The 24,180-nt window shown below is 40.1% G+C and carries 19 protein-coding genes and 1 pseudogene; 14 read left to right on the top strand and 6 right to left on the bottom strand.

Annotation, left to right across the window (positions count from 1 at the left end; genetic code table 11):
• The first annotated feature begins 24 nt into the window (after nucleotides 1–24).
• From dapA to C427_RS10400, 3 genes are all read left to right on the top strand, one after another.
• Entirely contained in the window at nucleotides 25–906 is an 882-nt protein-coding gene (gene dapA, locus C427_RS10390) for a 4-hydroxy-tetrahydrodipicolinate synthase (protein WP_007637231.1), read from the top strand.
• Nucleotides 907–915: 9 nt separating this feature from the next.
• Nucleotides 916–2,037, top strand: coding sequence for an outer membrane protein assembly factor BamC (bamC, locus tag C427_RS10395; RefSeq protein WP_007637233.1), 1,122 nt, complete (start codon nucleotides 916–918; stop codon nucleotides 2,035–2,037).
• 98 nt (nucleotides 2,038–2,135) lie between these two features.
• Nucleotides 2,136–3,239 (top strand): phosphoribosylaminoimidazolesuccinocarboxamide synthase, encoded by a 1,104-nt coding sequence (locus C427_RS10400; protein WP_007637235.1) that lies wholly within the window; start codon nucleotides 2,136–2,138, stop codon nucleotides 3,237–3,239.
• Nucleotides 3,240–3,286: 47 nt separating this feature from the next.
• On the opposite strand, the gene yfaE is transcribed toward C427_RS10400, so the two are convergent.
• From yfaE to ubiG, 5 genes are all read right to left on the bottom strand, one after another.
• Nucleotides 3,287–3,556 (bottom strand): class I ribonucleotide reductase maintenance protein YfaE, encoded by a 270-nt coding sequence (yfaE, locus tag C427_RS10405; RefSeq protein ID WP_034899136.1) that lies wholly within the window; start codon nucleotides 3,554–3,556, stop codon nucleotides 3,287–3,289.
• Between the two features lie 4 nt (nucleotides 3,557–3,560).
• Nucleotides 3,561–4,691: a class Ia ribonucleoside-diphosphate reductase subunit beta gene (nrdB, locus tag C427_RS10410; RefSeq protein ID WP_007637248.1), complete on the bottom strand. Its 1,131-nt coding sequence runs from the start codon at nucleotides 4,689–4,691 to the stop codon at nucleotides 3,561–3,563.
• A 63-nt stretch (nucleotides 4,692–4,754) separates the two neighbouring features.
• Nucleotides 4,755–7,070 carry a class 1a ribonucleoside-diphosphate reductase subunit alpha gene (nrdA, locus tag C427_RS10415; protein WP_007637250.1) on the bottom strand — a complete coding sequence of 772 codons (2,316 nt, stop codon included), beginning with the start codon at nucleotides 7,068–7,070 and terminating at the stop codon, nucleotides 4,755–4,757.
• Between the two features lie 476 nt (nucleotides 7,071–7,546).
• Nucleotides 7,547–8,203: an HAD family hydrolase gene (locus C427_RS10420; RefSeq protein WP_007637252.1), complete on the bottom strand. Its 657-nt coding sequence runs from the start codon at nucleotides 8,201–8,203 to the stop codon at nucleotides 7,547–7,549.
• Nucleotides 8,204–8,920 (bottom strand): bifunctional 2-polyprenyl-6-hydroxyphenol methylase/3-demethylubiquinol 3-O-methyltransferase UbiG, encoded by a 717-nt coding sequence (ubiG, locus tag C427_RS10425; RefSeq protein WP_007637254.1) that lies wholly within the window; start codon nucleotides 8,918–8,920, stop codon nucleotides 8,204–8,206.
• Nucleotides 8,921–9,205: 285 nt separating this feature from the next.
• Here ubiG and gyrA point away from each other — a divergent pair.
• From gyrA to pyrF, 9 genes and pseudogenes are all read left to right on the top strand, one after another.
• Nucleotides 9,206–11,916 (top strand): annotated as a pseudogene (gene gyrA, locus C427_RS10430) (DNA topoisomerase (ATP-hydrolyzing) subunit A).
• Nucleotides 11,917–12,033: 117 nt separating this feature from the next.
• Nucleotides 12,034–13,119: a 3-phosphoserine/phosphohydroxythreonine transaminase gene (serC, locus tag C427_RS10435; protein ID WP_007637260.1), complete on the top strand. Its 1,086-nt coding sequence runs from the start codon at nucleotides 12,034–12,036 to the stop codon at nucleotides 13,117–13,119.
• Entirely contained in the window at nucleotides 13,119–14,399 is a 1,281-nt protein-coding gene (gene aroA / locus C427_RS10440) for a 3-phosphoshikimate 1-carboxyvinyltransferase (protein ID WP_007637262.1), read from the top strand. Before serC ends, aroA begins: the two co-directional genes overlap by 1 nt.
• A gap of 148 nt (nucleotides 14,400–14,547) precedes the next feature.
• Nucleotides 14,548–15,246 carry a (d)CMP kinase gene (cmk, locus tag C427_RS10445; RefSeq protein WP_007637264.1) on the top strand — a complete coding sequence of 233 codons (699 nt, stop codon included), beginning with the start codon at nucleotides 14,548–14,550 and terminating at the stop codon, nucleotides 15,244–15,246.
• Nucleotides 15,247–15,346: 100 nt separating this feature from the next.
• Nucleotides 15,347–17,017 (top strand): 30S ribosomal protein S1, encoded by a 1,671-nt coding sequence (gene rpsA, locus C427_RS10450; protein WP_007637266.1) that lies wholly within the window; start codon nucleotides 15,347–15,349, stop codon nucleotides 17,015–17,017.
• A 116-nt stretch (nucleotides 17,018–17,133) separates the two neighbouring features.
• Nucleotides 17,134–17,424: an integration host factor subunit beta gene (gene ihfB / locus C427_RS10455; RefSeq protein ID WP_007637269.1), complete on the top strand. Its 291-nt coding sequence runs from the start codon at nucleotides 17,134–17,136 to the stop codon at nucleotides 17,422–17,424.
• A 173-nt stretch (nucleotides 17,425–17,597) separates the two neighbouring features.
• Nucleotides 17,598–17,861 carry a LapA family protein gene (locus tag C427_RS10460; RefSeq protein ID WP_015430795.1) on the top strand — a complete coding sequence of 88 codons (264 nt, stop codon included), beginning with the start codon at nucleotides 17,598–17,600 and terminating at the stop codon, nucleotides 17,859–17,861.
• A gap of 9 nt (nucleotides 17,862–17,870) precedes the next feature.
• Nucleotides 17,871–19,040: a lipopolysaccharide assembly protein LapB gene (lapB, locus tag C427_RS10465; RefSeq protein WP_034899113.1), complete on the top strand. Its 1,170-nt coding sequence runs from the start codon at nucleotides 17,871–17,873 to the stop codon at nucleotides 19,038–19,040.
• 1 nt (nucleotide 19,041) lies between these two features.
• Complete coding sequence (gene pyrF / locus C427_RS10470) at nucleotides 19,042–19,782, top strand: orotidine-5'-phosphate decarboxylase (RefSeq protein WP_007637272.1); 741 nt, start codon at nucleotides 19,042–19,044, stop codon at nucleotides 19,780–19,782.
• Between the two features lie 87 nt (nucleotides 19,783–19,869).
• On the opposite strand, the gene ald is transcribed toward pyrF, so the two are convergent.
• On the bottom strand, nucleotides 19,870–21,003 hold the full coding sequence (gene ald / locus C427_RS10475; protein WP_007637273.1) for an alanine dehydrogenase: 1,134 nt from the start codon (nucleotides 21,001–21,003) through the stop codon (nucleotides 19,870–19,872).
• A 123-nt stretch (nucleotides 21,004–21,126) separates the two neighbouring features.
• Here ald and lrp point away from each other — a divergent pair, with 123 nt between their 5' ends.
• Together lrp and C427_RS10485 are read left to right on the top strand one after the other, a co-directional pair.
• The gene (gene lrp / locus C427_RS10480) at nucleotides 21,127–21,612 is read left to right on the top strand and encodes a leucine-responsive transcriptional regulator Lrp (RefSeq protein ID WP_007637274.1); all 486 of its coding nucleotides are present in this window, start codon (nucleotides 21,127–21,129) and stop codon (nucleotides 21,610–21,612) included.
• A 138-nt stretch (nucleotides 21,613–21,750) separates the two neighbouring features.
• Complete coding sequence (locus C427_RS10485) at nucleotides 21,751–24,162, top strand: DNA translocase FtsK (protein ID WP_034899116.1); 2,412 nt, start codon at nucleotides 21,751–21,753, stop codon at nucleotides 24,160–24,162.
• The last annotated feature ends 18 nt before the right edge of the window (nucleotides 24,163–24,180 follow it).

Consider the following 24,180-nt stretch of genomic DNA (forward strand, 5'->3'; position numbering starts at 1 on the left):
GACGCTAATTTTTGGGGAGTATTCATGTTTACTGGCAGTTTTGTGGCGCTAATTACGCCAATGTATAATAATGGGCAAATAGATTATTCGTCATTGGAGGCGCTGGTTGATTTTCATATTCGAAATGGGTCTCATGGCATTGTGTCTGTTGGTACTACAGGTGAGTCTGCGACTTTACCTTTTTCTGAACATATAGAAGTGGTTAGGCGGACCGTAGAATATGCTCAGGGTAAAATACCTGTCATCGCTGGGAGTGGGGCTAACTCTACTTCAGAAGCCATCTTTTTGAGCGAACAGATGTCAGATACTGGCATAAAAGGATTTTTAAGTGTTGTGCCTTATTATAATAAGCCACAACAAAAAGGCATGGTTGCCCACTTTAAAGCCATTGCTGATGCAACTGACATACCAGTATTGTTATATAATGTGCCCAGCCGCACAGTAGCTGACATGTTGCCAGAGACGGTGGCAGAGTTGGCTACCCATCCTAAAATTGTTGGCTTAAAAGATGCCACAGGTGACATATCGCGCTTGAAGGCTACACAGAAACTTGTTTCAGACGATTTCGTGTTTTTGAGCGGTGATGACCTGACCGGTTGTGAGTTTCTTGCAAACGGAGGCCACGGGGTGATTTCTGTTACCGCTAATATTGTGCCTAAACAAATGGCTGATATGTGTAATGCTGCATTTGCGAAGGATTTCCAGTTGGCAGAAAAAATTGACAAACAAATTGCCGGCTTACATACCGCTTTATTTGTCGAACCGAATCCTGTGTTACCTAAATGGGTTTTACACAAAATGGGGCTGACTAATTCAGCTTTTTTACGATTGCCTTTAGTTGAATCGGAACTAGCTAGCCAAAATCATATCGAACAAGTCATGCGCAGTTCTGGCGTATTATCCTAAGGAGATAGCATGACCTATAATTTTCAATTGTTTAGTGTATTAAAGTGCACTGTAATAGCAGCCTCAATGTTAACCGCTTGTAGTTCATTAGAAGAAAGAGAAATTGCCAGTGGCACATTTGATTATGTCAAAGAGCAACCGGGTCAAAAGATAAAAATTCCAGATGATGTGGACTCACCTAATTTTAATGACGCCTATAAACTGCCAGCTTTAGGTGAAGACGCACCGCAAACTGCTACGGGGAAAAAATTGAGTGTGTTCTCACCTTCATTGGTGTTGCCAGTGGTGGCAGGTTCTCACATAGAAGAGGGCTCAAAGGATGCCATTGTGTGGTTTGATCAAGTGGATGACAGTCTTCCTCTAGATACTGCTATTTGGAATTCCCTGATCCGATTTTTAGAAACCGAAGGTATCGGTGTTGAGATGTTTGACAAAGACAATCAGCGCTTAATCACAGACTGGGTGACGTTAGATGAAAGTAAAGACGACAAATGGTATAGCTGGTCTAATTCAGAACGCACTGTCGGACAACGCTTTGAATTTACCTTAGATAAAAAACCTCATGGTAGAACGGCAGGACTGAGTGTTGAATTAGTTGATTACAAGGAAAAATTAACCGCTCAAAGCACCGAGATCACTCAATCCAAAGACAAAAGACGTAACGAAGTTGATGTCTTGAATCGAGTAGTGAAAAACTATGAATTTGAAACAAAAGTAGCTGATGTCAAACGTTTTCGTCAAATTCGTGAAGGACTACAGATGGACTTAGGATTTGATAGTGATGGCGAGCCTGCATTTGTAGTCGACGCTGATTATGATATTACCTGGCCCAGGCTGTTACTTGTATTAAGAACGTTAGGTTTTGATGTTAAAGATTATGACAAGTCTAATGGCTTGTTGTTTGTTAAATACAATGGCGCTGAAGACGGTTGGTGGAGTAATATTTGGTCTAGCGACAAAAATGAGATGAACTTAGACACGGAAGAGTATCGTATTAAAGTGGCTAGTGTAGGCCAAAAAACCTCCATCACATTATTGGACGACGAGAGCAAGCCGTTTGCAGTCAATAAGCTAACCGATTTATATCCCACATTTTCAAAAACCATGTCGGCTGACGATCTAGATATATAGACTATTTACCTCTAGTTGTTAGCGCGGCTAGAGGTTTTATTTTTAAATAATCAGCATAAAAAGCTCACACGTTCATCACCTAAAGGAGTTGGCATAGTATGTCGATCGCGGATTCAATTTTATCGATTAACAATGACCTGCCTATTCGAACCGAACTACCGGTGCACAGTGGTAAAGTGCGCTCTGTTTATTGGTTAACTGAGCAAGACAGTCGTCGTTTAATTGAAGAAAAAGCCTATCCAGTTCCCCATGATACGCCATTGGCTATTATGATCATTAGCGACCGCATCTCAGCGTTTGATTGTATTTGGCATGGGGAGGGTGGCATGTTGGGTGTACCTGGTAAAGGGGCTGCTTTAAATGCTATTTCTAATCACTGGTTTAAGTTATTTAAACAACAAGGTTTAGCTGACAGTCATATACTTGATATCCCTCACCCTTTTGTTTGGATTGTTCAAAAAGCTAAACCTGTGATGATTGAAGCTATCTGTCGTCAATATATTACAGGCTCAATGTGGCGTTCTTATGACAAAGGTGAAAGAGAGTTTTGTGGTATTCAGCTTGAAGAAGGTCTTAGCCAAGATTCTAAATTAGCTAACTTACTTATGACTCCCTCCACAAAAGGTATTTTAAAGGGCATTCCTAATGTACCTGAAGCGGACGATGTGAACATTACCCGTCAGAATATCCTCGATAACTACCTTGCGTTTAACTTCGAAAAACCCAGTGATGTTTCTTTGTATGAAAAATTATTAACTGAAGGATTTTCACTGATTAGTGAAGCTTTGGCAGAGTTGGAGCAAGTGTTTGTAGATACTAAGTTTGAATTTGGCTATGTCAAAGACTTAGATGGCAATAAAAAATTGATTTACATGGACGAAGTGGGCACCCCAGATTCATCAAGAATTTGGGATGCACAGCAATATGAACAGGGTAACGTCGTAGAAAATTCCAAAGAAGGCTTTCGTCAATTATTACTTAATCATTTCCCTGATCCTGATATTTTGCTAAACAAACAACGTATGCTTGAGCGCCAAGCATTGGCCAAAGACAATGCGCTACCTGTTGAGGTATTGATGCAGGTATCTAAGACCTATATTGATATCGCAGAAAAAATAACCGGGAAATCCTTAGTACTAAGTGAAAACCCAAAAGCTGAAATTATTCAAATTTTACAGGATAATTATCACTTAATTGATTGAACAGTCATTTGTTTGAGTGTTTTTTTAAGTAAGTTCGGAACTCGTTCCTAGCCTATCTGTATTTCAATATTGCTTATTGGAATACAGCAACAAGGTAATATCTCGTCATCGTCAATAAACGCTAGTGGATCCGTAGTATATTCTACCTCTCCGCAAATTAGTTTACTTCTACAAGCGCCACAAAAACCTTCACGGCAATGGTATTGAATTTCAATTTCATGCTGTTCTATGGTTTCTAAAAGAGTGTTTGGGGGTGAGTATTCGACAGCTTTATGATCTTTTATAGTTACCATAAAGCTGTCGTTGTTTTGATGCATTTTTTTATAAGTCAAAATCACCAAAGTCTTCGGCACTGACTTCAGAATCGATTTGCCCTACTAAATAAGAGCTGATTTCAGATTCCTGAGGTGCAACTTGAACGTTGTCAGAACTTAAGTAGTTGTTCATCCAAGGTAGTGGGTTATTTTTTATGTCAAACGGCTGACCTAAGCCTATTGCCGACATACGATGATTAGCAATAAACTCAACGTATTGACAGAGTATTTCTTTGTTCAGACCGATCATGGAGCCGTGTTGAAACAAAAATGCAGCCCACTCTTTTTCTTGCTCTACTGCATGCAGGAATATTTGAGTGGCTTCTTCCTTACATTCCTCGGCAATTTCTGCCATTTCTGGGTCATCTTTGCCTTTAGCCCACAGATTTAACACATGTTGTGTAGAGGTGAGGTGTAAGTTTTCATCACGGGCAATTAAGCGAATGATTTTCGAGTTACCTTCCATCAATTCACGCTCTGCGAATGCAAAGGTACAAGCAAAAGAGACATAAAAACGTATGGCTTCTAAGGCATTAACTGAGTTCATACACAGATAAAGTTTTTTCTTAAGTCCACGCATTGTAATGACATGAGTTTCACCTTTAATGGAATGGGTACCTTCGCCTAATGTTTGCCACAATTGAGTTGCAAAAATGAGGTCATCATAATATTTAGAGATATCTGCCGCGCGTTTTTTGATTTCTTCATTTTCAACAATATCTTCAAAAATGCTACTGGGATCACCAAATAGATTTCGTAATATATGGGTATATGAGCGCGAGTGAATAGTCTCGAAAAATGACCATGTTTCTACCCAAGTTTCTAATTCTGGAATAGAAATAATCGGCAAAAAAGCGATGTTAGGACTTCTACCCTGAATTGAGTCAAGTAACGTTTGATATTTTAGGTTAGAAATAAAGATATGTTTTTCTGAGTCACTTAACTTTTGAAAATCGACTCTGTCTTTACTTACATCAACTTCTTCAGGACGCCAAAAGAAGCTAATTTGTTTTTCAATCAACTTTTCAAAAATTGGATGTTTTTGTTGGTCATAGCGCGCCACATTGACGGGGTTACCAAAAAACATCGGTTCTGTCAGTGGGTTGTTATTTACTTGATTAAAAGTTGTATATTTCATTAATTATAGTTGCCATTAAAAATTCAAGCCGCTCAGTAAGCTGCCTAAGCAGCTTACTGAAATTTATATTTTACATGCGCCGCCTGCGCAATCGTCATCATCTTCTTCTATCACTTCTTTTGGCACAAATTTTTGGCTAGACAGTTCTTGTTGAGTAGGGTCGTCTGCTCCATCGCGAGTATTATGGTAATACAGGGTTTTAATACCAAGTTTGTAAGTGGTTAATAAGTCTTTGAGTAGTAACTTCATAGGGACTTTACCGCCTTCATACTTATTTGGATCATAACTCGTGTTAGCAGAAATGGTTTGATCGACAAATTTCTGCATAATTCCAGCGAGCTGCAGATATCCATCGTTTGATGGTAAGTCCCATAACAACTCGTATTTATCTTTGAGTCTTTCGTATTCAGGTACAACTTGTTTTAACACACCGTCTTTACTGGACTTTATACTAATATGACCGCGAGGTGGTTCAATTCCATTTGTTGCATTTGATATTTGCGACGATGTTTCTGAGGGCATTAAAGCCGAAAGTGTACTGTTACGTAAACCGTATTGTTTGATTTTAGCTCTAAGCGAATCCCAGTCACAGTGCAGCGGCTCATCACAAATTTTGTCCAGATCTTTTTTGTAGGTATCGATTGGCATTAAACCTTGGAAATAAGTGGTTTCATCGAATTTAGGACAAGCACCTTTTTCTTTGGCTAAATTACAAGACGCTTGCATTAAGTGATATTGCATGGCCTCGAATGTTCTATGCACTAAGCCATTGGCGCTACCGTCCGAATATTTCACACCATTTTTAGCGAGATAATAAGCAAAGTTAATGACACCTATACCCAGTGTGCGACGACCCATAGTTGCGTTCAACGCTGCCGGAACAGGATAGTCTTGGTAATCAAGTAAATTATCCAGTGCACGAACGGCTAAATCAGACAACTCAGCAAATTCGTCAACACTTTTAATCGCACCTAGGTTAAACGCTGACAAGGTACACAAGGCAATTTCGCCGTTCTCATCATTCACATGTTGCAATGGTTTAGTCGGTAAGGCTATTTCTAAACACAAGTTGCTCTGACGAACTGGCGCCAATTTGGGGTTAAACGGACTGTGTGTATTACAGTGATCGACATTTTGTAAATAAATGCGACCAGTGCTAGCCCGCTCTTGCATAAATAAGCTAAACAATTCGATGGCTTTAATATGTTTTTTACGGATGCTTTCATCTTTTTCATACTGCACATATAAACGTTCGAACTCATCTTGGTCAGCGAAAAATGCGTCATAGAGTCCTGGTGTGTCTGAAGGACTAAACAATGTAATGTGCTGATCCTTGATCAAACGGGTATACATTAACTTATTAAATTGCACCCCATAGTCGAGGTGTCGAACCCGATTTTCTTCAACACCACGGTTATTTTTCAAAACCAAGAGTGATTCGACTTCTAGATGCCACAAGGGGTAAAACAAGGTTGCTGCACCACCACGGACACCGCCTTGTGAGCAACTTTTTACGGCCGTTTGGAAATGCTTGTAAAATGGTATACAACCAGTATGGAATGCTTCGCCGCCACGAATAGGACTACCTAATGCACGAATACGTCCTGCATTAACTCCAATGCCCGCACGTTGGCTGACATATTTTACTATGGCGCTGGCTGTGGCATTAATGGAGTCTAGACTGTCACCGGTTTCAATAAGTACACAAGAACTAAATTGACGGGTAGGGGTTCTAACACCTGCCATGATGGGCGTCGGTAACGAAATTTTAAACTTGGACGTAGCATCATAAAAACGCTTAATGTAATCCATACGTGTGTCTTTTTCATAGTTAGCAAACAAACAAGCCGCTACTAATATATATAAAAACTGCGCACTTTCATAAATTTCGCCAGACACGCGGTTTTGAACGAGGTATTTACCTTCGAGTTGTTTAACCGCTGCGTAGCTGAAATTCATATCACGCCAATGATCAAGATATTCATCCATTTCATCGAATTCAGCATCAGTATAATCTTTCAACAAATGCTGGTCGTACTTGCCTTTATCAACCATGCTTTTGACATGATCTTTTAAAACAGGTGGCTCAAAACGGCCATAGGCTTTCTTACGTAAATGAAATATGGCCAATCGCGCGGCTAAATATTGATAATCTGGGCAATCTGTGGAGATAAGATCTGCAGCAGAACGAATAAGCGTCTCGTGGATATCGGCAGTTTTAATACCATCGTAGAACTGAATGTGTGCTTTTATCTCTACCTGCGAAACGGAAACGTTATTTAATCCTTTAGCTGCCCATTCAATTACCTTATGGATTTTCTCCAAATCGATAATCTCGCGTTTGCCAGTACGTTTGGTGACGTATAAATTGTTATTCATGTTTTCAGCCGTTACTTTATTATCTTAAGTCGTATAGATGACTTTTATTTAGCGCGAAAATGCGTCGTTAGAGTGACTTACCTCTATGCCCTCTAATGTTTGTTAATTTGATGGTTTATGTTTGACAACTTTTTGCTGCTCTTAAAACCTTTCGTTGACCATAATTTGTATGCCCAGTTACGTCTTCATAATTAACAGAACACAAGATAGTGAGGTTTTTGATGCAATGCAACCCAATATGTGGTGGTTTTGTGTGCGACTATGGTGCAGTATAAAAAAGGTTAGTAGGGACTCACCTAAAAACGCCTTTTGAGTTTCGGTTAATCAAAAAGCAAGAACAAAATAACGATTTATTTTTTATTGAAATTTTTTAATGTAAAAAAACTAGGATTAGTATTTATCGATATATAGGGGTAAAAACAACCAATGGACACTAGATGTCGTGTTTGTCTATAAAATTGAGTGGTTTTATTAATTTAAAAATAATCTAATAATTCGCTAGGGGTACGGATGCTAAGATCCGCATTCCAACTGCTAGTTTGTTTTATATCTGAAATATAACCATATTGGGCAATCACACTGTGCATATTGGCCGCATTTGCCGCTTGAATATCTCGTTCTGCATCACCTATATACCAGGTATTAGGTGAATCGAGAGCCAGCTTTTCTTCAGCATGTAATAACGGCAAGGGGTGGGGTTTTCTTTCACTTAATGTATCACCACTAATAATCACTCCACAGTTTTGTAATAGAGGAAATGCAGTAACCAACTGTAATGTTAAAAACTCTGGTTTGTTGGTGACTATGCCCCATGGAATGTTTTTTTGATTCAGTGTCAACAATAAGCTTTCAATACCTAAAAAGTAATCAGTGTCTACACAAATATTGGTTTCGTAAAAATCTAAAAATTGTTGTCGTAACACAGCAAAATCATAATTTTTTAGATCTCCCCCCAAACCTAATTCGAGCATACCTTTGGCGCCATCAGAGGCAATGTTACGATAAACTTCATAATCTATAGTTGGACGTTCTAACTTTTTGAGTATTTGATTTAGTGCGTTTCCTAGGTCTCTGGCGGTATCGAGTAGTGTGCCATCAAGATCAAATAATATTGCATTGGGTTTTTTAAACATTTAAGTATCACTATTTTGGCAATGGATAATATAGTTGACGTCAACATTTTGATTTGACAAATAATATTCTTGGTTAATTGGATTCATGTGTAAACCTATCATCCTTTGAACTATCAATTGAGTGTCATCTATCCAAGATATTAACTCTGAAGGTTTAATGAATTTGTCATGTTGGTGGGTGCCTTTAGGCACTAAACCCAATACATATTCTGCGCCTACAATGGCCATCAAGTAAGACTTAATATTTCTGTTCAAGGTTGAAAAAAACACATGCCCACCTGGCTTGACTAAACGATAACATGCCGTGACTACAGAGCTAGGGTCTGGTACGTGTTCTAACATCTCCATGCAAGTGACTACATCAAACTGAGCTGGGTGTTTATCGGCAAATTCTTCCGCTGTAGTCTGTTGGTAATCTACTGTTAACCCTGATTCTAGTCCGTGCAAGCGTGCTATCTCTAAAGGAGCTTCACCCATGTCGATGCCTGTTACATGGGCACCATTACGGGCCATGCTCTCAGCCAGAATGCCACCACCACACCCTACATCTAACACATTTTTATCCGATAAACCGCCACAATGTTGTTGGATATAATCTGTTCTTAAAGGATTGATTTGATGCAGAGGTTTGAACTCACCAGCAATATCCCACCACCTTGAGGCTAACTCAGAGAATTTTTGTATTTCGTTATGGTCTACGTTTTGTGTATTTTGCATATTGCACACTTAACCTGATTATCATTTTTACCTAAACTGAGGCCATCTTAATCTACTATTTGCGCAAATAAAATCGTAGATACATTAATTCTCTTGTTCATTGATAGCTATAGCTGCGACTTCTGGCTATTCATTTTAATTCGTAGGTGATAGAATCGAGCGGTTGAAAATAAAGATAAACTTGGGTGAAAACGTAAACCTGATTTTAAGTCCTAGCTTAAAATTGACCAAACGAATTTCACTTGATTAGTATTCTAATAATAACGACTAGGGACAAGGCTGTATATGACTGAACACGCCCATGAAATTCTTCCAATTAATATAGAAGAAGAACTTAAAAACTCTTATCTCGACTATGCGATGAGCGTTATTGTTGGCAGGGCGCTGCCTGATGTACGAGATGGCTTAAAGCCGGTTCACCGCCGGATTTTATTCGCCATGAACGAATTAAAAAATGATTATAACAAACCTTACAAGAAGTCTGCCCGTGTGGTGGGTGACGTAATCGGAAAATATCACCCTCATGGTGACTCAGCCGTTTATGAAGCCATCGTACGTATGGCACAGACTTTCTCACTTAGGTATATGTTGGTTGATGGTCAAGGTAACTTTGGTTCGGTCGACGGTGATTCAGCTGCGGCAATGCGTTACACCGAAATCCGCATGTCAAAAATAGCGCACGAGTTATTAGCTGACTTAGAAAAAGAAACCGTTGATTTTGTACCTAACTACGATGAATCGGAATTTATTCCTAACGTTCTGCCAACCAGAGTTCCTAATTTATTGATCAATGGTTCTTCAGGCATTGCAGTAGGTATGGCGACTAATATACCACCACACAACTTAACAGAAGTGGTTAATGGTTGTATCGCCATGGTTGATAACCCTGACATCACTATCGAAGAATTAATTGAACACATTCCAGGGCCTGATTTTCCCACTGCCGCATTTATAAGTGGTAGAAAGGGTATTGAAGAAGCCTATCGTACTGGTCGCGGCAAAATTTATATGCGTGCCCGTGCTGAAATTGAAACTGAAGACAACGGCAAAGAAACAATCATTGTTCACGAAATTCCTTATCAGGTGAACAAAGCACGTTTGATTGAAAAAATTGCTGATTTGGTTAAAGACAAAAAATAGAAGGCATTTCTGCCCTGCGTGATGAGTCTGATAAAGACGGAATGCGTATTGTTGTTGAAGTAAAACGTAATGAATCTGCAGAAGTACTGTTAAATCACCTTTACTCTCAAACCCAAATGCAAACAGTGTTTGGTATTAATATGGTGGCACTAGATAAGACTCAGCCTAAAATATTCAATCTTATGGATATCCTTAAAGCGTTTATATTACATCGTCGCGAGGTGGTCACACGACGTACAGTTTTTGAACTGAAAAAGGCTCGTGAGCGTGCTCATATCCTTGAAGGTTTGGCAATTGCACTGGTTAATATTGACCCCATCATTGCGATGATTAAAGCGTCTAAGAGTCCAGCTGAAGCCAAAGTCTCCTTGGCCGCACAAGGTTGGTCTTTGGGAGATGTTGCTGAAATGCTTGAACGTTCAGGCAACGATGCTGCAAGGCCTGATTGGTTAGAGCCTGAGTATGGCATTCGTGATGGATTATATTATTTAACTGAACAACAAGCACAAGCCATTCTAGATTTGCGTTTGAACAAGTTAACAGGTTTGGAACACGACAAAATATTGTCTGAATACAAAGAGTTACTTGATTTTATTGCTGAGTTATTACACATATTAAACAGTCCTGAACGTTTAATGGAAATCATTCGTGAAGAGCTTGAAGCGATACGTGATGAATACGGTGATGAGCGCCGTACTGTCATTACCGCAGCTTCCCACGATATTGATATTGAAGATTTGATTGAGAGAGAAGAAGTCGTAGTGACATTATCTCATGAAGGATATGTCAAATATCAAAAATTAAACGATTATGAATCACAACGCCGTGGCGGTCGTGGTAAATCAGCGACTAAGATGAAAAATGAAGATTTCATTGAAAAATTACTCGTTGCCAACACCCATGATCATATATTGTGCTTCTCGACACGTGGACGTTTGTACTGGTTAAAGGTTTATCAATTACCTCTTGCAAGCAGAAACGCTCGTGGCCGTCCAATCGTCAATATTCTTCCACTAGAAGAAAATGAGCGTATTACCGCGATATTACCTATTCAAGAATTTGAAGAAGGTAAGTTTGTCTTAATGGCTACGGCTAACGGTACAGTGAAGAAAACCGCACTAACCTCTTATTCTCGTCCAAGATCAAACGGCATTATTGCGGTTAACTTGAATGACGGTGATGAACTAATAGGTGTCGATATTACTCACGGGGATGACGATATTATGTTGTTCTCAGATGCTGGAAAAGTAGTACGTTTTAATGAAAAACAACGTGAAGCTGATACTGGCAATGTCAAACTTGATCCAGAAACGGGTGAAGAATTATTGGCATTACGTCCTATGGGAAGAACCGCGACAGGTGTACGTGGAATTCGTTTGAAAGATGGTCAAAAAGTGATTTCGTTAATTGTACCTAAAGGTGATGGTGCTATCTTGACTGCCACTGAAAATGGTTTCGGTAAACGTACACCAGTTTCAGATTATCCTGCTAAGAGTCGTGCGACTCAAGGTGTTGTATCTATCAAAGTATCTGAGCGTAACGGAAAGGTTGTTGGCGCAGTACAGGTTAACGATAGCGATGAAATCATGCTTATCAGTGACCAAGGTACTCTTGTTAGAACTCGTGTTGAAGAAGTCTCGACTGTTGGCCGAAATACTCAAGGTGTGCGCTTAATACGTACCATTGAAGGTGAGCGTGTTGTAGGTTTGCAGCGTATCGACGAAATCGAAGAGCTTGAAATTGAGTTACTAGAAGGTGAAGAAGCTGGAGTGACTGAGGCAGTGGCTGGTGAAAGCACTGATGGCTTTATTGATAACAATACAGATAATAACACCCAAGATAACGAAGACGAATAAGAGAGTCCTATTTTTTATATTGAAAAATATGGAAACTAACTGATTTATAGGTACTAATACTGGTAAATTAGAAACAATAACGAGTGGCTAATGCCGCTCGTTTTTTTTGGTGTAGAAATGACAAAAATTTATAACTTCTCTGCTGGTCCTGCCATGTTGCCTGCCGCTGTGATGCAAAAAGCACAAGCAGAATTTTTGGATTGGCAATCCATGGGCCGCTCTGTGATGGAAATCAGCCATCGTAGTAAAGAGTACATTGCGCTGGCCGAGACGGCAGAGCAGGACTTAAGGGATTTACTCAAGGTGCCTGACAATTATAAAGTATTGTTTGCACAGGGTGGTGGCCGAGGGCAGTTTTCTGCGGTACCGATGAACTTGCAATTGAGAGCTGACTCAGCAGATTTTTTACTCTCTGGTTCTTGGTCCGAAGGAGCATTAAAAGAAGCCAGCAAATTTTTGAAAACAAATGTGGTGGGCGAAATAATTATGCAAGACGGTTTAAGCACTGTCCCAAGTATCACTGCTTCGCAAGTTGATCAAAAAAGTGCCTATTTCCACTACTGTTCAAATGAAACGGTAGAAGGGGTAGAGATCAATGACATCCCAGATTCTGGCGACGTGCCATTAGTCGTTGATATGTCCTCTAATATTTTGTCCCAGCCCATTGATGTTTCTAAATTTGGGGTGATTTATGCTGGAGCACAGAAAAATATTGGGCCATCGGGATTATCTGTGGTGATCGTCAGAGACGATTTATTAGATTTTGCGATGCCAGAAACACCCACCTTCTTACATTATCAAACGATGGCTAATTATGGCTCTATGTATAATACGCCGCCCACTTATTCATGGTACTTAGCTGGTTTAGTATTTAAATGGCTAAAAGAGCAAGGCGGGGTTGAAACTATTGCCCAGACAAATGCTAAAAAAGCGGCTCTATTATATCAATGCGTTGATGAAAGCGATTTTTATCTGAATAAAGTGCACCCTGACTTTCGTTCAAAAATGAATGTGACCTTTCATCTCCCTAATGCGGACTTTGACGCTGCTTTTATTAAAGAATCGGAACAAGCAGGATTAACCGCCCTTAAAGGTCATCGAAATGTAGGGGGGATGCGCGCCAGTATTTATAACGCTATGCCTATAGAAGGTGTACACGCGCTAACCGAATTTATGCAAGATTTCGCTAGGAGACATAAATAATGGATCAATTATATCTTTCGCCCATCAATAAAGTGGACGGAACGGTAAACGTGCCGGGTTCAAAAAGTTTGTCTAACCGTGCGTTACTGCTCGCAGCGCTTGCAAGTGGTGAAACTCATCTAACGAACTTGTTAGACAGTGAAGACATTCATCATATGCTGAATGCACTCACTAAGCTGAAAGTCAGTTATCGCCTATCTGACTGCAAAACCCAATGTTGGGTAACCGGTATCGCAGGTGTGTTTAATGTACCAGAGAAGGTAACATTATTTTTGGGAAATGCAGGTACAGCAATGAGGCCCTTATGTGCTGCACTAGCCTGTAGCAAAGGAGAGTTCGAGCTTACGGGTGAGCCTCGAATGGAAGAACGTCCCATAGGTGCTTTAGTCGACTCATTACGCCAAGCAGGTGCAGACATAGAATATTTGAAAAATGTGGATTATCCTCCTTTATTAATAAAAGGCCATGCTCTGCAAGGGGGCAATGTTACAGTGGACGGAAGCGTGTCGAGTCAATTTCTGACTGCTTTGTTAATGAGTGCTCCTTTGTTTGACAAAGATACTATTATTGATATCAGCGGTGAGTTAGTGTCTAAGCCATATATCGATATCACATTACACACCATGGCGCAGTTTGGTATTGAGGTTGAAAATCAAAATTATCAAAAGTTTGTGGTTAAAGGGCAACAGCAATATAAGTCACCTGGGCACTTTATGGTGGAAGGCGACGCATCATCGGCTTCTTATTTTCTTGCCGCTGGAGCTATTAAAGGCGGCACAGTTAGAGTTACAGGTGTTGGCAAAAATAGTATTCAAGGTGATATTCGTTTTGCCGAAGTACTGGAACAAATGGGCGCAAAAGTGAACTGGCAAGATGAGTTTATTGAAGTCACGAGTGCTCCATTAAAAGCAGTAGATTTGGATATGAATCATATCCCTGATGCGGCTATGACTATTGCTACCACGGCGCTTTTTGCTCATGGCACGACATCAATTAGAAATATCTACAATTGGCGAGTAAAAGAAACCGACCGTCTAGCTGCAATGAGTTGCGAACTGAGAAAAGTAGGAGCGATTGTAGAAGAAGGTAAAGATTTTATATCGATTACACCACCAAAACAGTTAATACATGCCGAAATTGACACTTATAATGATCACCGTGTAGCGATGTGTTTTTCACTGGTTGCTTTAAGTGATACAGCAGTAACGATTAATGACCCTAGTTGCACCGCAAAAACCTTCCCTGATTATTTCGACAGATTTGCGACTATTTGTAAGTAAAATTTACAGTAAAGGGATGCATGCCCCTGAATATTAAGCGTTTTATTATTAATATTTTAAAGGTTAAAAAAATGTAACCTTTGTGTCATTGCTAATCTAGTATGTATCCGTATAATTGCGTCCGATTTTCTTATGCTCAGGAGAGCGCATGTACACAGAACCTGTCATCACTATAGACGGTCCAAGCGGAGCAGGTAAAGGTACAGTCAGTACTTTGTTAGCTAAAAAGTTGGGTTGGCACTTTTTAGATAGTGGCGCTATTTATCGAGTTTTGGCTGTTGCCTCATTGCATCACCAAATTCCAGCCGAGGACGAAGCAGGTTTGTTGCCCTTAGCGTCAGGCTTAGATGTCAATTTTGAAACGACTGAACACGGAGTCAGAGTGATTCTAGAAGGCGAAGATGTAAGTGATACAATCCGTACCGAAGAGGTGGGGGCTACTGCGTCGAAAATAGCGTCATTACCTTCAATTCGAGAAGCTTTACTAAGACGCCAGAGGGGATTTAAACAAGCGCCAGGTTTAGTAGCCGACGGTCGTGACATGGGCACCGTGGTTTTCCCAGAAGCGCAGGTCAAAATTTTTCTAACCGCCAGTGCCGAGGAACGTGCTGATAGACGCTTTAATCAGTTGAAAGCTAGTGGGCATGATGTTAATATGCTGCGCCTTTTAACTGACATAAAAGCACGTGATGAGCGAGATGCAAATCGAACCATTGCTCCTTTGGTGCCAGCGAAAGATGCATTAGTTCTTGATTCAACCGAATTGAATATAGAGCAAGTGCTTGAAAAGATTGAAATGTTTATTGAAGAGAAATTAACTAAAGCATCTACTTCAGTAAATAGTTAGTAGTAAAAGCCTGCCAAATTAGGATGATTTGGTTATGAATAACAACCCCGCGCTCACTGGATTGTAACGTGGATGTCAAAAAGAAATATATTAAAACACTATGATTGAAAATTTTGCTGATCTATTTGAAGAAAGTTTAAAAGTAATTGAAACCCGTCCTGGCTCTATCGTTAAAGGTACTATTGTATCTATTGACAAAGATATTGTACTTGTTGATGCTGGTCTTAAGTCTGAAAGTGCCATCCCTGTAGAACAGTTTAGAAACGCCGATGGCGAACTAGACGTTGTTGTAGGCGATGTAATTGATGTTGCTTTGGATGCCATAGAAGATGGATTCGGTGAAACGATCTTATCTCGCGAGAAAGCGAAGCGTCACGAAGCTTGGGTAGAATTAGAAAAAGCTTACACTGAAAAAGAAACCATCATAGGTGTTATTAACGGTAAAGTTAAAGGTGGCTTTACGGTTGAAGTAAACACAGTTCGTGCTTTCTTACCAGGTTCTTTAGTCGATGTACGTCCAGTCCGCGATACGACTCATCTTGAAGGTAAAGAGTTAGAATTTAAAGTTATCAAACTAGATGCAAAACGCAATAACGTTGTTGTTTCTCGTCGTGCTGTTATCGAAGCAGAAAGCAGTGCAGAACGTGATACGCTTCTTGCTAACCTTGAAGAAGGTCATGAAGTTAAAGGTATCGTTAAGAACCTTACCGATTACGGTGCGTTTGTTGACTTAGGTGGCGTAGATGGTCTTTTGCACATCACAGATATGGCTTGGAAACGTGTTAAGCACCCAAGTGAAATCGTTAATGTTGGTGACGAAATCAACGTTAAAGTATTGAAATTCGATAAAGAGAAATCTCGTGTTTCTCTTGGTATGAAACAGATGGGCAACGATCCTTGGCAAGAAATTGCTAACCGTTACCCTGAAGGCGCTAAATTAAGCGGTGCTGTAACTAACTTAACTGACTACGGTTGTTTTGTAGAGATCGAAGACGGTGTTGAAGGTTTGGTTCACGTTTCAGAAATGGATTGGACAAATAAGAACATCCACCCATCTAAAGTGGTCAACCTTGGCGACGTATGTGAAGTTATGGTACTTGAAATTGACGAAGAGCGTCGTCGTATTTCTCTTGGCCTTAAACAATGTATACCTAATCCTTGGGAAGAGTTCGCTAAAGCACAAAGTAAAGGCGACAAAGTTAGTGGTAAAATCAAATCTATCACTGATTTCGGTATCTTCATTGGCCTTGATGGCGGCATAGATGGTCTAGTTCACTTGTCTGATATTTCTTGGAACAAAACTGGCGAAGAAGCTGTTAGCGACTATAAGAAAGGCGATGAAATATCTGCTGTTGTTCTTCAAGTTGACCCAGAGCGTGAACGTATCTCTCTTGGTGTTAAACAAATCGAAGAAGACCCTTTCAATCAGTACATCACTGATACTAAGAAAGGCACTATCGTAACTGGAATGGTTACGGCAGTTGACGCTAAAGGCGTAACAGTTAAGCTTGGTGATGAAGTTGAAGGTTATATCCGTGTAGCTGACTTAGCTCGTGACCGTGTTGAAGATGCAACTACAGTAGTCAGTGTTGATACTGAGATTGAAGCCAAGTTTATGGGCGTTGATCGTAAGAATCGCATCGTTAATTTATCTGTTAAAGCGAAAGATCATGCAGATGAGAAAGACGCGCTAGATAAAGTGAATCAACAAGAAGATGTTGGTTTCACTAACGCTTTCGCTGATGCATTTAAAGCTGCTAAAAGCGACTAATTGACGTAATACACAAACGTGTTAGTTATTTTTTGAAACTTGAATAGTTTTGACAAATAACTCAACACGTTTATTATCGGTAATAACAGTTTTTTAATTGACGGAGAGTTTAATTAATGACCAAGTCAGAACTTATAGAAAGACTGGCCGATAAGATGCGTCAGGTTCCTTCCAAGGATGTGGAGTCATCGATAAAAGAAATGCTAGAACAGATGGCGCAAACTTTACAAAAAGGTGAGCGTATAGAAATCAGAGGTTTTGGTAGTTTTTCTTTGCATTATCGTGCACCACGAGTTGGTCGTAATCCTAAAACTGGTGAAACTGTGAAATTAGACGGTAAGTACGTCCCACATTTTAAACCAGGTAAAGAATTACGAGAAAGAGTCAACGAGAGTTTAGTTAGTTGATTTTTTAATAATATTTTTAAGAACGGCACTCCAATTAGGGTGCCGTTTTTGTTAGAGTTACCAGAATGTTATATCACTTCATCATGTAGACACACATTGAGTAACCAAAGTTGTAACCAAAGACTCGCTAGCAACCATTATCATTTTAGATTTGACAAGCCAAAGGGGGCGAAATGAAAGTTAAAGGATTATTGTTACTACTCTTTGTATTATTAATGCTTATTGTTGCTGGGTTTGTTGGCTCACAGAACAGTCACCTAGTACCAATAAATTATATATTAGCTGAGACAGAAATACGTATGTCAGTATTATTAGCTGTGACGTTTTCTTTAGGCGTTTTATTCTCAGTTTTGATATTTATTGGTTATATTCTGCGTTTAAAGTGGCGTATCAGCAGTTTAGAACGCAAAAATAAAAAACTACTCACAGCCCACTAACGTTACATAATGTTAGAACTCCTCTTTTTGTTATTACCAGTTGCTGCTGGATATGGCTGGGTGATGGGGCGTAACAGCGCCCGTCAAGCGCAACAAAGACACTCAAGTATATTAGCCAAACATTATTATCGAGGCTTAAATTTTTTACTTTCTGATGAGCCAGATAAAGCAGTTGATACTTTAATAAAAATGATTGATTTGGACAGCGATACGGTTGAAACCCATATCGCAATGGGCAAATTTTTCAGGCACCGCGGCGAGCTTGACCGAGCTATTAGAGTTCATCAAAATCTGGTCAGTAAAGAACAAATTTCAGCTTTGCAACGAGAATCTGCTTTATATGAATTGGGTCGGGATTACATTCTGGCTGGTTTTTTAGAGCGTGCAGAAAACGCGTTTTTGCAGTTGTTGAATAGCCAAAAACACTTTATTAATGCACAAATTCAATTGTTCAATATTTATCAAACCACCAAAGAGTGGTCAAGAGCCATTGAATTAGCTGAACAAATGATTGGAGCGGGTGGTGACAGTGATGAACTCTGTACTCGAGTGGCACACTTTTACTGTGAGCAGGCAAGTATTGAGATAAAGAACAACAACCTAATAGAAGCAGAAGCGAATCTTATGAAGGCAGTGGCTGCGGACGAAAAATCGGTACGTCCGTGGCTGTTGCTAGGTGAAATTGCCATGCAACAACAAAAATACGATGAAGCTATCGATTGTTTAAGTCAAATTCCTAGTCGTGATGTAAATTGGTTAAGTGAGGCCGTTCCTTTAATTGAGGTGTGTGCCGAGCAACTGAATGATCATACAAAACTGAACAAAGTATTAGACGAATACTGGCAACAATGCGCTACTGCCTACTTGGCTAAAGTCAAACTTATGGCAAAAGACGGCGAAGTAGAAAATGCAGCACAAGTATTGTTAGAACAACTGAAAAAACATCCCACTATGAAAGGTTTCAAAACCCTAATGGGATTGTACATTAATTTACAAGATCACGAGCAATCGACTAATAGTTTAGTGTTGCTAAAAGAATTAGTAGAAGAACAAATACAACAACGCCCTAAATACAAATGTCATGGCTGTGGTTTTGCTGGAAGTAAAATTCACTGGCTTTGCCCTTCATGTAAAAAATGGGGTGTGGTTAAACCTATTAAAGGTTTAGACGGAGAGTAATTTGAAAAACAAGACCGTGACAAATATTAAATCAGATCCGAAAATTGTAGTGGCTCTTGATTTTGATCAAATAAGCAATGCTGAAGCTTTTATTGACAAACTCGACCCAAAACTGTGCAGACTAAAAGTGGGCAAAGAGATGTTTACTCATTTCGGGCCTAGTTTTGTGACCAGCCTTGTAAATAAAAACTATGATGTTTTTCTAGACTTAAAATTTCATGATATTCCTAATACCGTCGCTAAAGCTTGCCAAGCAGCTGCAGACTTAGGTGTTTGGATGGTCAATGTACACGCCTCTGGAGGTCCTAAAATGATGGATTATGCCAGAGAAAGCTTAGATAAGTATGCTGTTAACAAGCCACTTTTGATTGCTGTTACAGTCTTGACTAGCATGGATCAACAGCAATTAAGCGCTATTGGTATTAATTCAACACCTGAGCAACAAGTATTGAAATTGGCTCAATTGACGTATGACTGTGATTTAGATGGGGTAGTGTGCTCGGCGCAAGAGTCTAAGTTACTTAAATCCCACTTTCTTAAACCAAGCACTGCTAAGGATTTTAAATTAGTCACCCCAGGTATCCGCCCAGAAGGTTCAGCCAAAGGCGACCAAATACGAGTGATGACACCCAAAGAAGCGATGCAAGCCGGCTCTGACTATTTAGTGATAGGCCGACCGATTACCCAATCAGCCGACCCAATTAACACCATAATTGAGATCAATAACTCAATAATTTTATAGAGTCTTCAACCTGTTTAAGAGTCTTCAACGAATTAAGAGTCTTCAACGAATTAAGAGTCCTCAACCTGTTAAAGAGCCTTAATCGTATTAAAGAGTTTCTAACGCTGTTTTAGCATCCATATACTCAAGATTTAGTTCTTTACCTAAAGCGTCAACAACTGCTTTGTAAGTGACTTTACCTTGATGCACATTAAGACCGTTTAATAAATGAGGGTCATCTAACATGGCCTGTTTAGGGCCTTTATTCGCTAAGGCTAGACCAAAAGGTAGCGTGGCGTTATTGAGTGCCATAGTTGATGTCCGAGCGACACCACCTGGCATATTAGCGACACAATAATGAACAACGTCATCTATGATATAAACGGGATCTTGGTGTGTGGTGGCTCTTGATGTTTCAAAACATCCACCTTGATCAATAGCAACATCTACTACGACCGATCCTGGTTTCATCTTTTTGATATGTTCACGATTTAGCAGTTTAGGTGCTGCAGCACCCGGCACTAATACTGCGCCAATTACTAGGTCTGCTCTGGAAGTGTAATATTCGATGCTTTCTGCGGTTGAAAAAACTGTTGCGAGTCTGCCTTCAAAAATATCATCTAGTTCACGCAAACGATTCAGTGACCTGTCTAAAATAGTCACATCCGCACCTATGCCCATTGCCATTTTGGCTGCGTTTAAACCCACAACTCCACCACCTATGACCACTACCTTACCTGGAGCCACACCAGGCACACCACCCAATAGGGTACCGCTTCCGCCTTGAGCTTTCTCTAAATAATGTGCTCCGGCTTGTACTGACATTCTTCCTGCTACTTCACTCATAGGCGCTAAAAGCGGCAGGGTATTTCTATTATCAGTAACGGTTTCATAAGCAATACAGGTTGCGCCTGATTCGACTAATAATTGAGTTTGTATGGGATCTGGCGCCAAGTGCAGATAGGTATATAAGGTCTGACCCGGACGTAACATCTTACATTCATTTGCCTGGGGCTCTTTTACCTTCACTATCATATCGGCTTTGGCGAAGATTTTTGCTGCACTATCAATTATCTCTGCACCTGCTTCTATATAGTGTTCATCGGTAAAACCAATAGAATGGCCAGCTTGGGTTTCAACCCATACTTGATGTGAGTGCTGCACAAACTCTTTGACTGCAGCAGGGGTCAAGCCCACTCTATATTCATGATTCTTAATTTCTTTTGGTACACCGATCAACATGACTCATTCCAATTACAAATATTTTAGGAGCAAATTATAAATTAATATTAGAAGTAAGTTGTTTTGTATTCTGACATTCAAAAGCATATTATTCTGTAAAATAACTATTTAGCAAAATATTCTATGTTAATAAAAACCCCTAAACATATTGATAGGATCGATAGAAATATTCTTATTGAGTTGCAAAAAAATGGAAAAATCACTAATTCGGAGCTTGCTAATAAAATAGGTTTGAGCGCTAGCCCATGTTTAGAAAGGGTTAAGAGGTTAGAGACCCAAGGTTATATTACAGGTTATCATGCTCGAGTTGATCCTTCATTGCTAGGCGCAGCCATGTTAGTTTTTGTAGAAATTACCTTAACAAAAACATCTGTAGACATATTTGAAGAATTTTCTACTGCGGTGCGTAAACATGAAGATATTCAAGAATGTCATTTAGTTTCAGGTAATTTCGATTTTTTGCTTAAGGCCAGAGTTGCGGATATGTCCAGTTATCGAAAGTTACTTGGTGATACCTTATTACGTTTACCGGGAGTGAGTGAGTCTCGAACTTATGTGGTCATGGAGGAGATAAAGGAGTCGACTCAAGTCAAAATAAGCCTGAGATAACATTTCTTACCCAGTATTGATTGATTTGCGAGCGGTAAGTACCAGCAAACTAGGATTTTTAGGACTGCACTGTTATCTTATACACATGAATTTTAATAGGACCTAGAATCCTAGTTACATATAACGATAATAGACACTATGGCGAGACTCACAGGCATTCAAAGAATTATGGAGGTAGGCATGATTATCAGCTGTGTCTTCGCGTTTTTTCTATTATTAGCTATGGCTTCTTTTCATCCTGCGGATCCAGGTTGGAGTCAAGCTGGATTGCAAAGTAACGTACATAACTGGGTAGGGCCAATAGGGGCTTGGTTTGCAGATATTTTGTTTTTTATTCTGGGATCCTTCGCGTATAGCTTGCCTTTTTGTTGCGCGTTTTTGGGGTGGTTTTTATTTCAACAAACTAAAACGTTATTAGAGATAGATTATCTGACCATTGGACTTCGACTGATAGGCGTAATTTTACTAGTATTAGGTGCGACTGGTTTGTTAAGTCTGAATGTAGAAGACATCCATAACTATACTTCTGGCGGTATGGTCGGTGACGTGTTGAGTTCGTCATTAATCCCCTATTTTAGTTTGGTAGGTACGACACTTTTATTATTATGTTTTTTTTGCACCGGTTTTACACTTTTAAGTGGTATTTCATGGGTTGTGATTGTTGACAAAATTGGCGAGTGGACAATTTACATTAGTCGTTACATTTATCACACCCCCGCTAAATTCAAAGGATCTTCTCATCTGCTTTTACCCTTTAAAAAAGCAGAGCCTGAGCCGGCTACTATAGCTAATGTTGATGATAACTTTTGGGGCAGTGAGACCAAAAATAGTAGCTATGATCCACAAAACGACGAGGTATATTCAGTTGAGCCTGTTGTGCCGCAAAGTATTTTAGATGAACCCCCGCCTGTAAAGAAAAGCCCTGTTTCCATCAGTGAGTTAAAAAGGAAGATTAGTCTTTCGAGGAATTCTCCGAAAGTAGAGCCGGTCATGACAGAGGCCGAATCAGAACCAGAACCAGAACCTGTATCCGATTTAGGTGCTGCTAAAGAACAAGGACCAATGCCGTCTTTCGATTTGTTAGAACGCGCAGATAAAATTAAAAACCCCATTACACCAGAAGAATTAGAAATTGTGTCGCGTTTGCTCGAAGCCAAACTAGCTGATTTTAATATCGAAGCCAGAGTGGTAGGAGTATATCCTGGTCCTGTTATCACACGCTTTGAAATGGATTTAGCGCCGGGTGTAAAGGTCAGTAAAATTACGACTTTATCAAAAGATTTGGCTCGCTCTATGTCCGCTATTTCGGTGCGTGTGGTTGAAGTTATTCCTGGTAAATCTGTTATTGGTTTAGAACTGCCAAATAAAAAACGCGACATGGTGCGTTTAAGCGAAGTAATAAGCGCCGATGTGTTTCAAGCTTCTGAGTCACCACTGACGATGGTGTTAGGCGCGGATATCTCGGGTAAACCTGTGGTGGTAGATCTGGCGAAAATGCCTCACCTTTTAGTTGCGGGTACCACCGGCTCTGGTAAGTCGGTGGGTGTTAACGTTATGATCCTTAGCCTGTTATACAAATCTACACCTGAAGATGTGCGGATGATCATGATTGATCCCAAAATGTTGGAATTATCGGTTTATGAAGGTATTCCTCATTTGTTAACTGAAGTTGTCACCGACATGAAAGAAGCTGCCAATGCACTGCGTTGGTGTGTGGGTGAGATGGAACGACGTTACAAATTGATGTCTTCCCTTGGGGTCAGGAATCTAAAAGGCTATAACACCAAAGTATTGAATGCGATTGAAGCGGGAGAGCCTATTCGCGACCCATTATGGAAGTCTGAAGAAAGCATGGAAACAGTGGCTCCTTTTTTAGCGAAACTGCCTGCGATAGTCGTAGTGGTGGATGAATTTGCCGACATGATGATGATTGTAGGTAAAAAAGTCGAAGAGTTAATTGCGCGTATTGCCCAAAAAGCGCGTGCTGCTGGTATTCATCTAGTGCTTGCAACGCAAAGACCTTCTGTTGATGTGATTACCGGTTTGATTAAAGCTAACATTCCAACCCGTATTGCGTTTCAGGTATCCTCTAAAATTGATTCTCGGACTATCCTCGATCAGGGTGGGGCAGAGGCATTGTTAGGGGCAGGGGATATGTTGTATTTACCTCCAGGAACAGGTGTGCCGACTAGAATTCATGGTGCATTTGTGGATGATCATGAAGTGCATGCTGTGGTCGCTGATTGGAAAAAGCGCGGTGCACCGCAATATATAGATGAGATTTTAAACGGTGATGCGAATACAGAGATCCTTTTACCAGGTGAACAGTCAGAAGATGCCGATCAAGAATATGATGTGTTTTATGATGAAGCAGTAGCCTTTGTGACAGAGAGTAGACGGGCATCGGTATCTGGCGTACAGCGAAAATTCAGAATTGGTTACAATCGCGCAGCAAGACTGGTTGAACAAATGGAACAAAGCGGCGTCGTAACTTCACCTGGGCATAATGGCAATCGTGAAGTATTGGCTGCTGCTGCTCCTAGAGATTAACCCTACAAGAAGTAATAA

The organism is Paraglaciecola psychrophila 170 (genome assembly GCF_000347635.1).
GTDB lineage: Bacteria > Pseudomonadota > Gammaproteobacteria > Enterobacterales > Alteromonadaceae > Paraglaciecola > Paraglaciecola psychrophila.

Excerpts from the sequence above, each read along its gene's own strand:
- lrp (WP_007637274.1), top strand. The coding sequence starts at position 21,127 with ATGTTAATAAAAACCCCTAAACATATTGATAGGATCGATAGAAATATT.
- C427_RS10485 (WP_034899116.1), top strand. The coding sequence starts at position 21,751 with ATGGCGAGACTCACAGGCATTCAAAGAATTATGGAGGTAGGCATGATT.
- cmk (WP_007637264.1), top strand. The coding sequence starts at position 14,548 with ATGTACACAGAACCTGTCATCACTATAGACGGTCCAAGCGGAGCAGGT.
- nrdA (WP_007637250.1), bottom strand. The coding sequence starts at position 7,070 with ATGAATAACAATTTATACGTCACCAAACGTACTGGCAAACGCGAGATT.
- ihfB (WP_007637269.1), top strand. The coding sequence starts at position 17,134 with ATGACCAAGTCAGAACTTATAGAAAGACTGGCCGATAAGATGCGTCAG.
- C427_RS10400 (WP_007637235.1), top strand. The coding sequence starts at position 2,136 with ATGTCGATCGCGGATTCAATTTTATCGATTAACAATGACCTGCCTATT.
- yfaE (WP_034899136.1), bottom strand. The coding sequence starts at position 3,556 with ATGCATCAAAACAACGACAGCTTTATGGTAACTATAAAAGATCATAAA.
- bamC (WP_007637233.1), top strand. The coding sequence starts at position 916 with ATGACCTATAATTTTCAATTGTTTAGTGTATTAAAGTGCACTGTAATA.
- dapA (WP_007637231.1), top strand. The coding sequence starts at position 25 with ATGTTTACTGGCAGTTTTGTGGCGCTAATTACGCCAATGTATAATAAT.
- nrdB (WP_007637248.1), bottom strand. The coding sequence starts at position 4,691 with ATGAAATATACAACTTTTAATCAAGTAAATAACAACCCACTGACAGAA.
- C427_RS10460 (WP_015430795.1), top strand. The coding sequence starts at position 17,598 with ATGAAAGTTAAAGGATTATTGTTACTACTCTTTGTATTATTAATGCTT.
- ubiG (WP_007637254.1), bottom strand. The coding sequence starts at position 8,920 with ATGCAAAATACACAAAACGTAGACCATAACGAAATACAAAAATTCTCT.
- aroA (WP_007637262.1), top strand. The coding sequence starts at position 13,119 with ATGGATCAATTATATCTTTCGCCCATCAATAAAGTGGACGGAACGGTA.
- ald (WP_007637273.1), bottom strand. The coding sequence starts at position 21,003 with ATGTTGATCGGTGTACCAAAAGAAATTAAGAATCATGAATATAGAGTG.
- rpsA (WP_007637266.1), top strand. The coding sequence starts at position 15,347 with ATGATTGAAAATTTTGCTGATCTATTTGAAGAAAGTTTAAAAGTAATT.
- serC (WP_007637260.1), top strand. The coding sequence starts at position 12,034 with ATGACAAAAATTTATAACTTCTCTGCTGGTCCTGCCATGTTGCCTGCC.
- lapB (WP_034899113.1), top strand. The coding sequence starts at position 17,871 with ATGTTAGAACTCCTCTTTTTGTTATTACCAGTTGCTGCTGGATATGGC.
- C427_RS10420 (WP_007637252.1), bottom strand. The coding sequence starts at position 8,203 with ATGTTTAAAAAACCCAATGCAATATTATTTGATCTTGATGGCACACTA.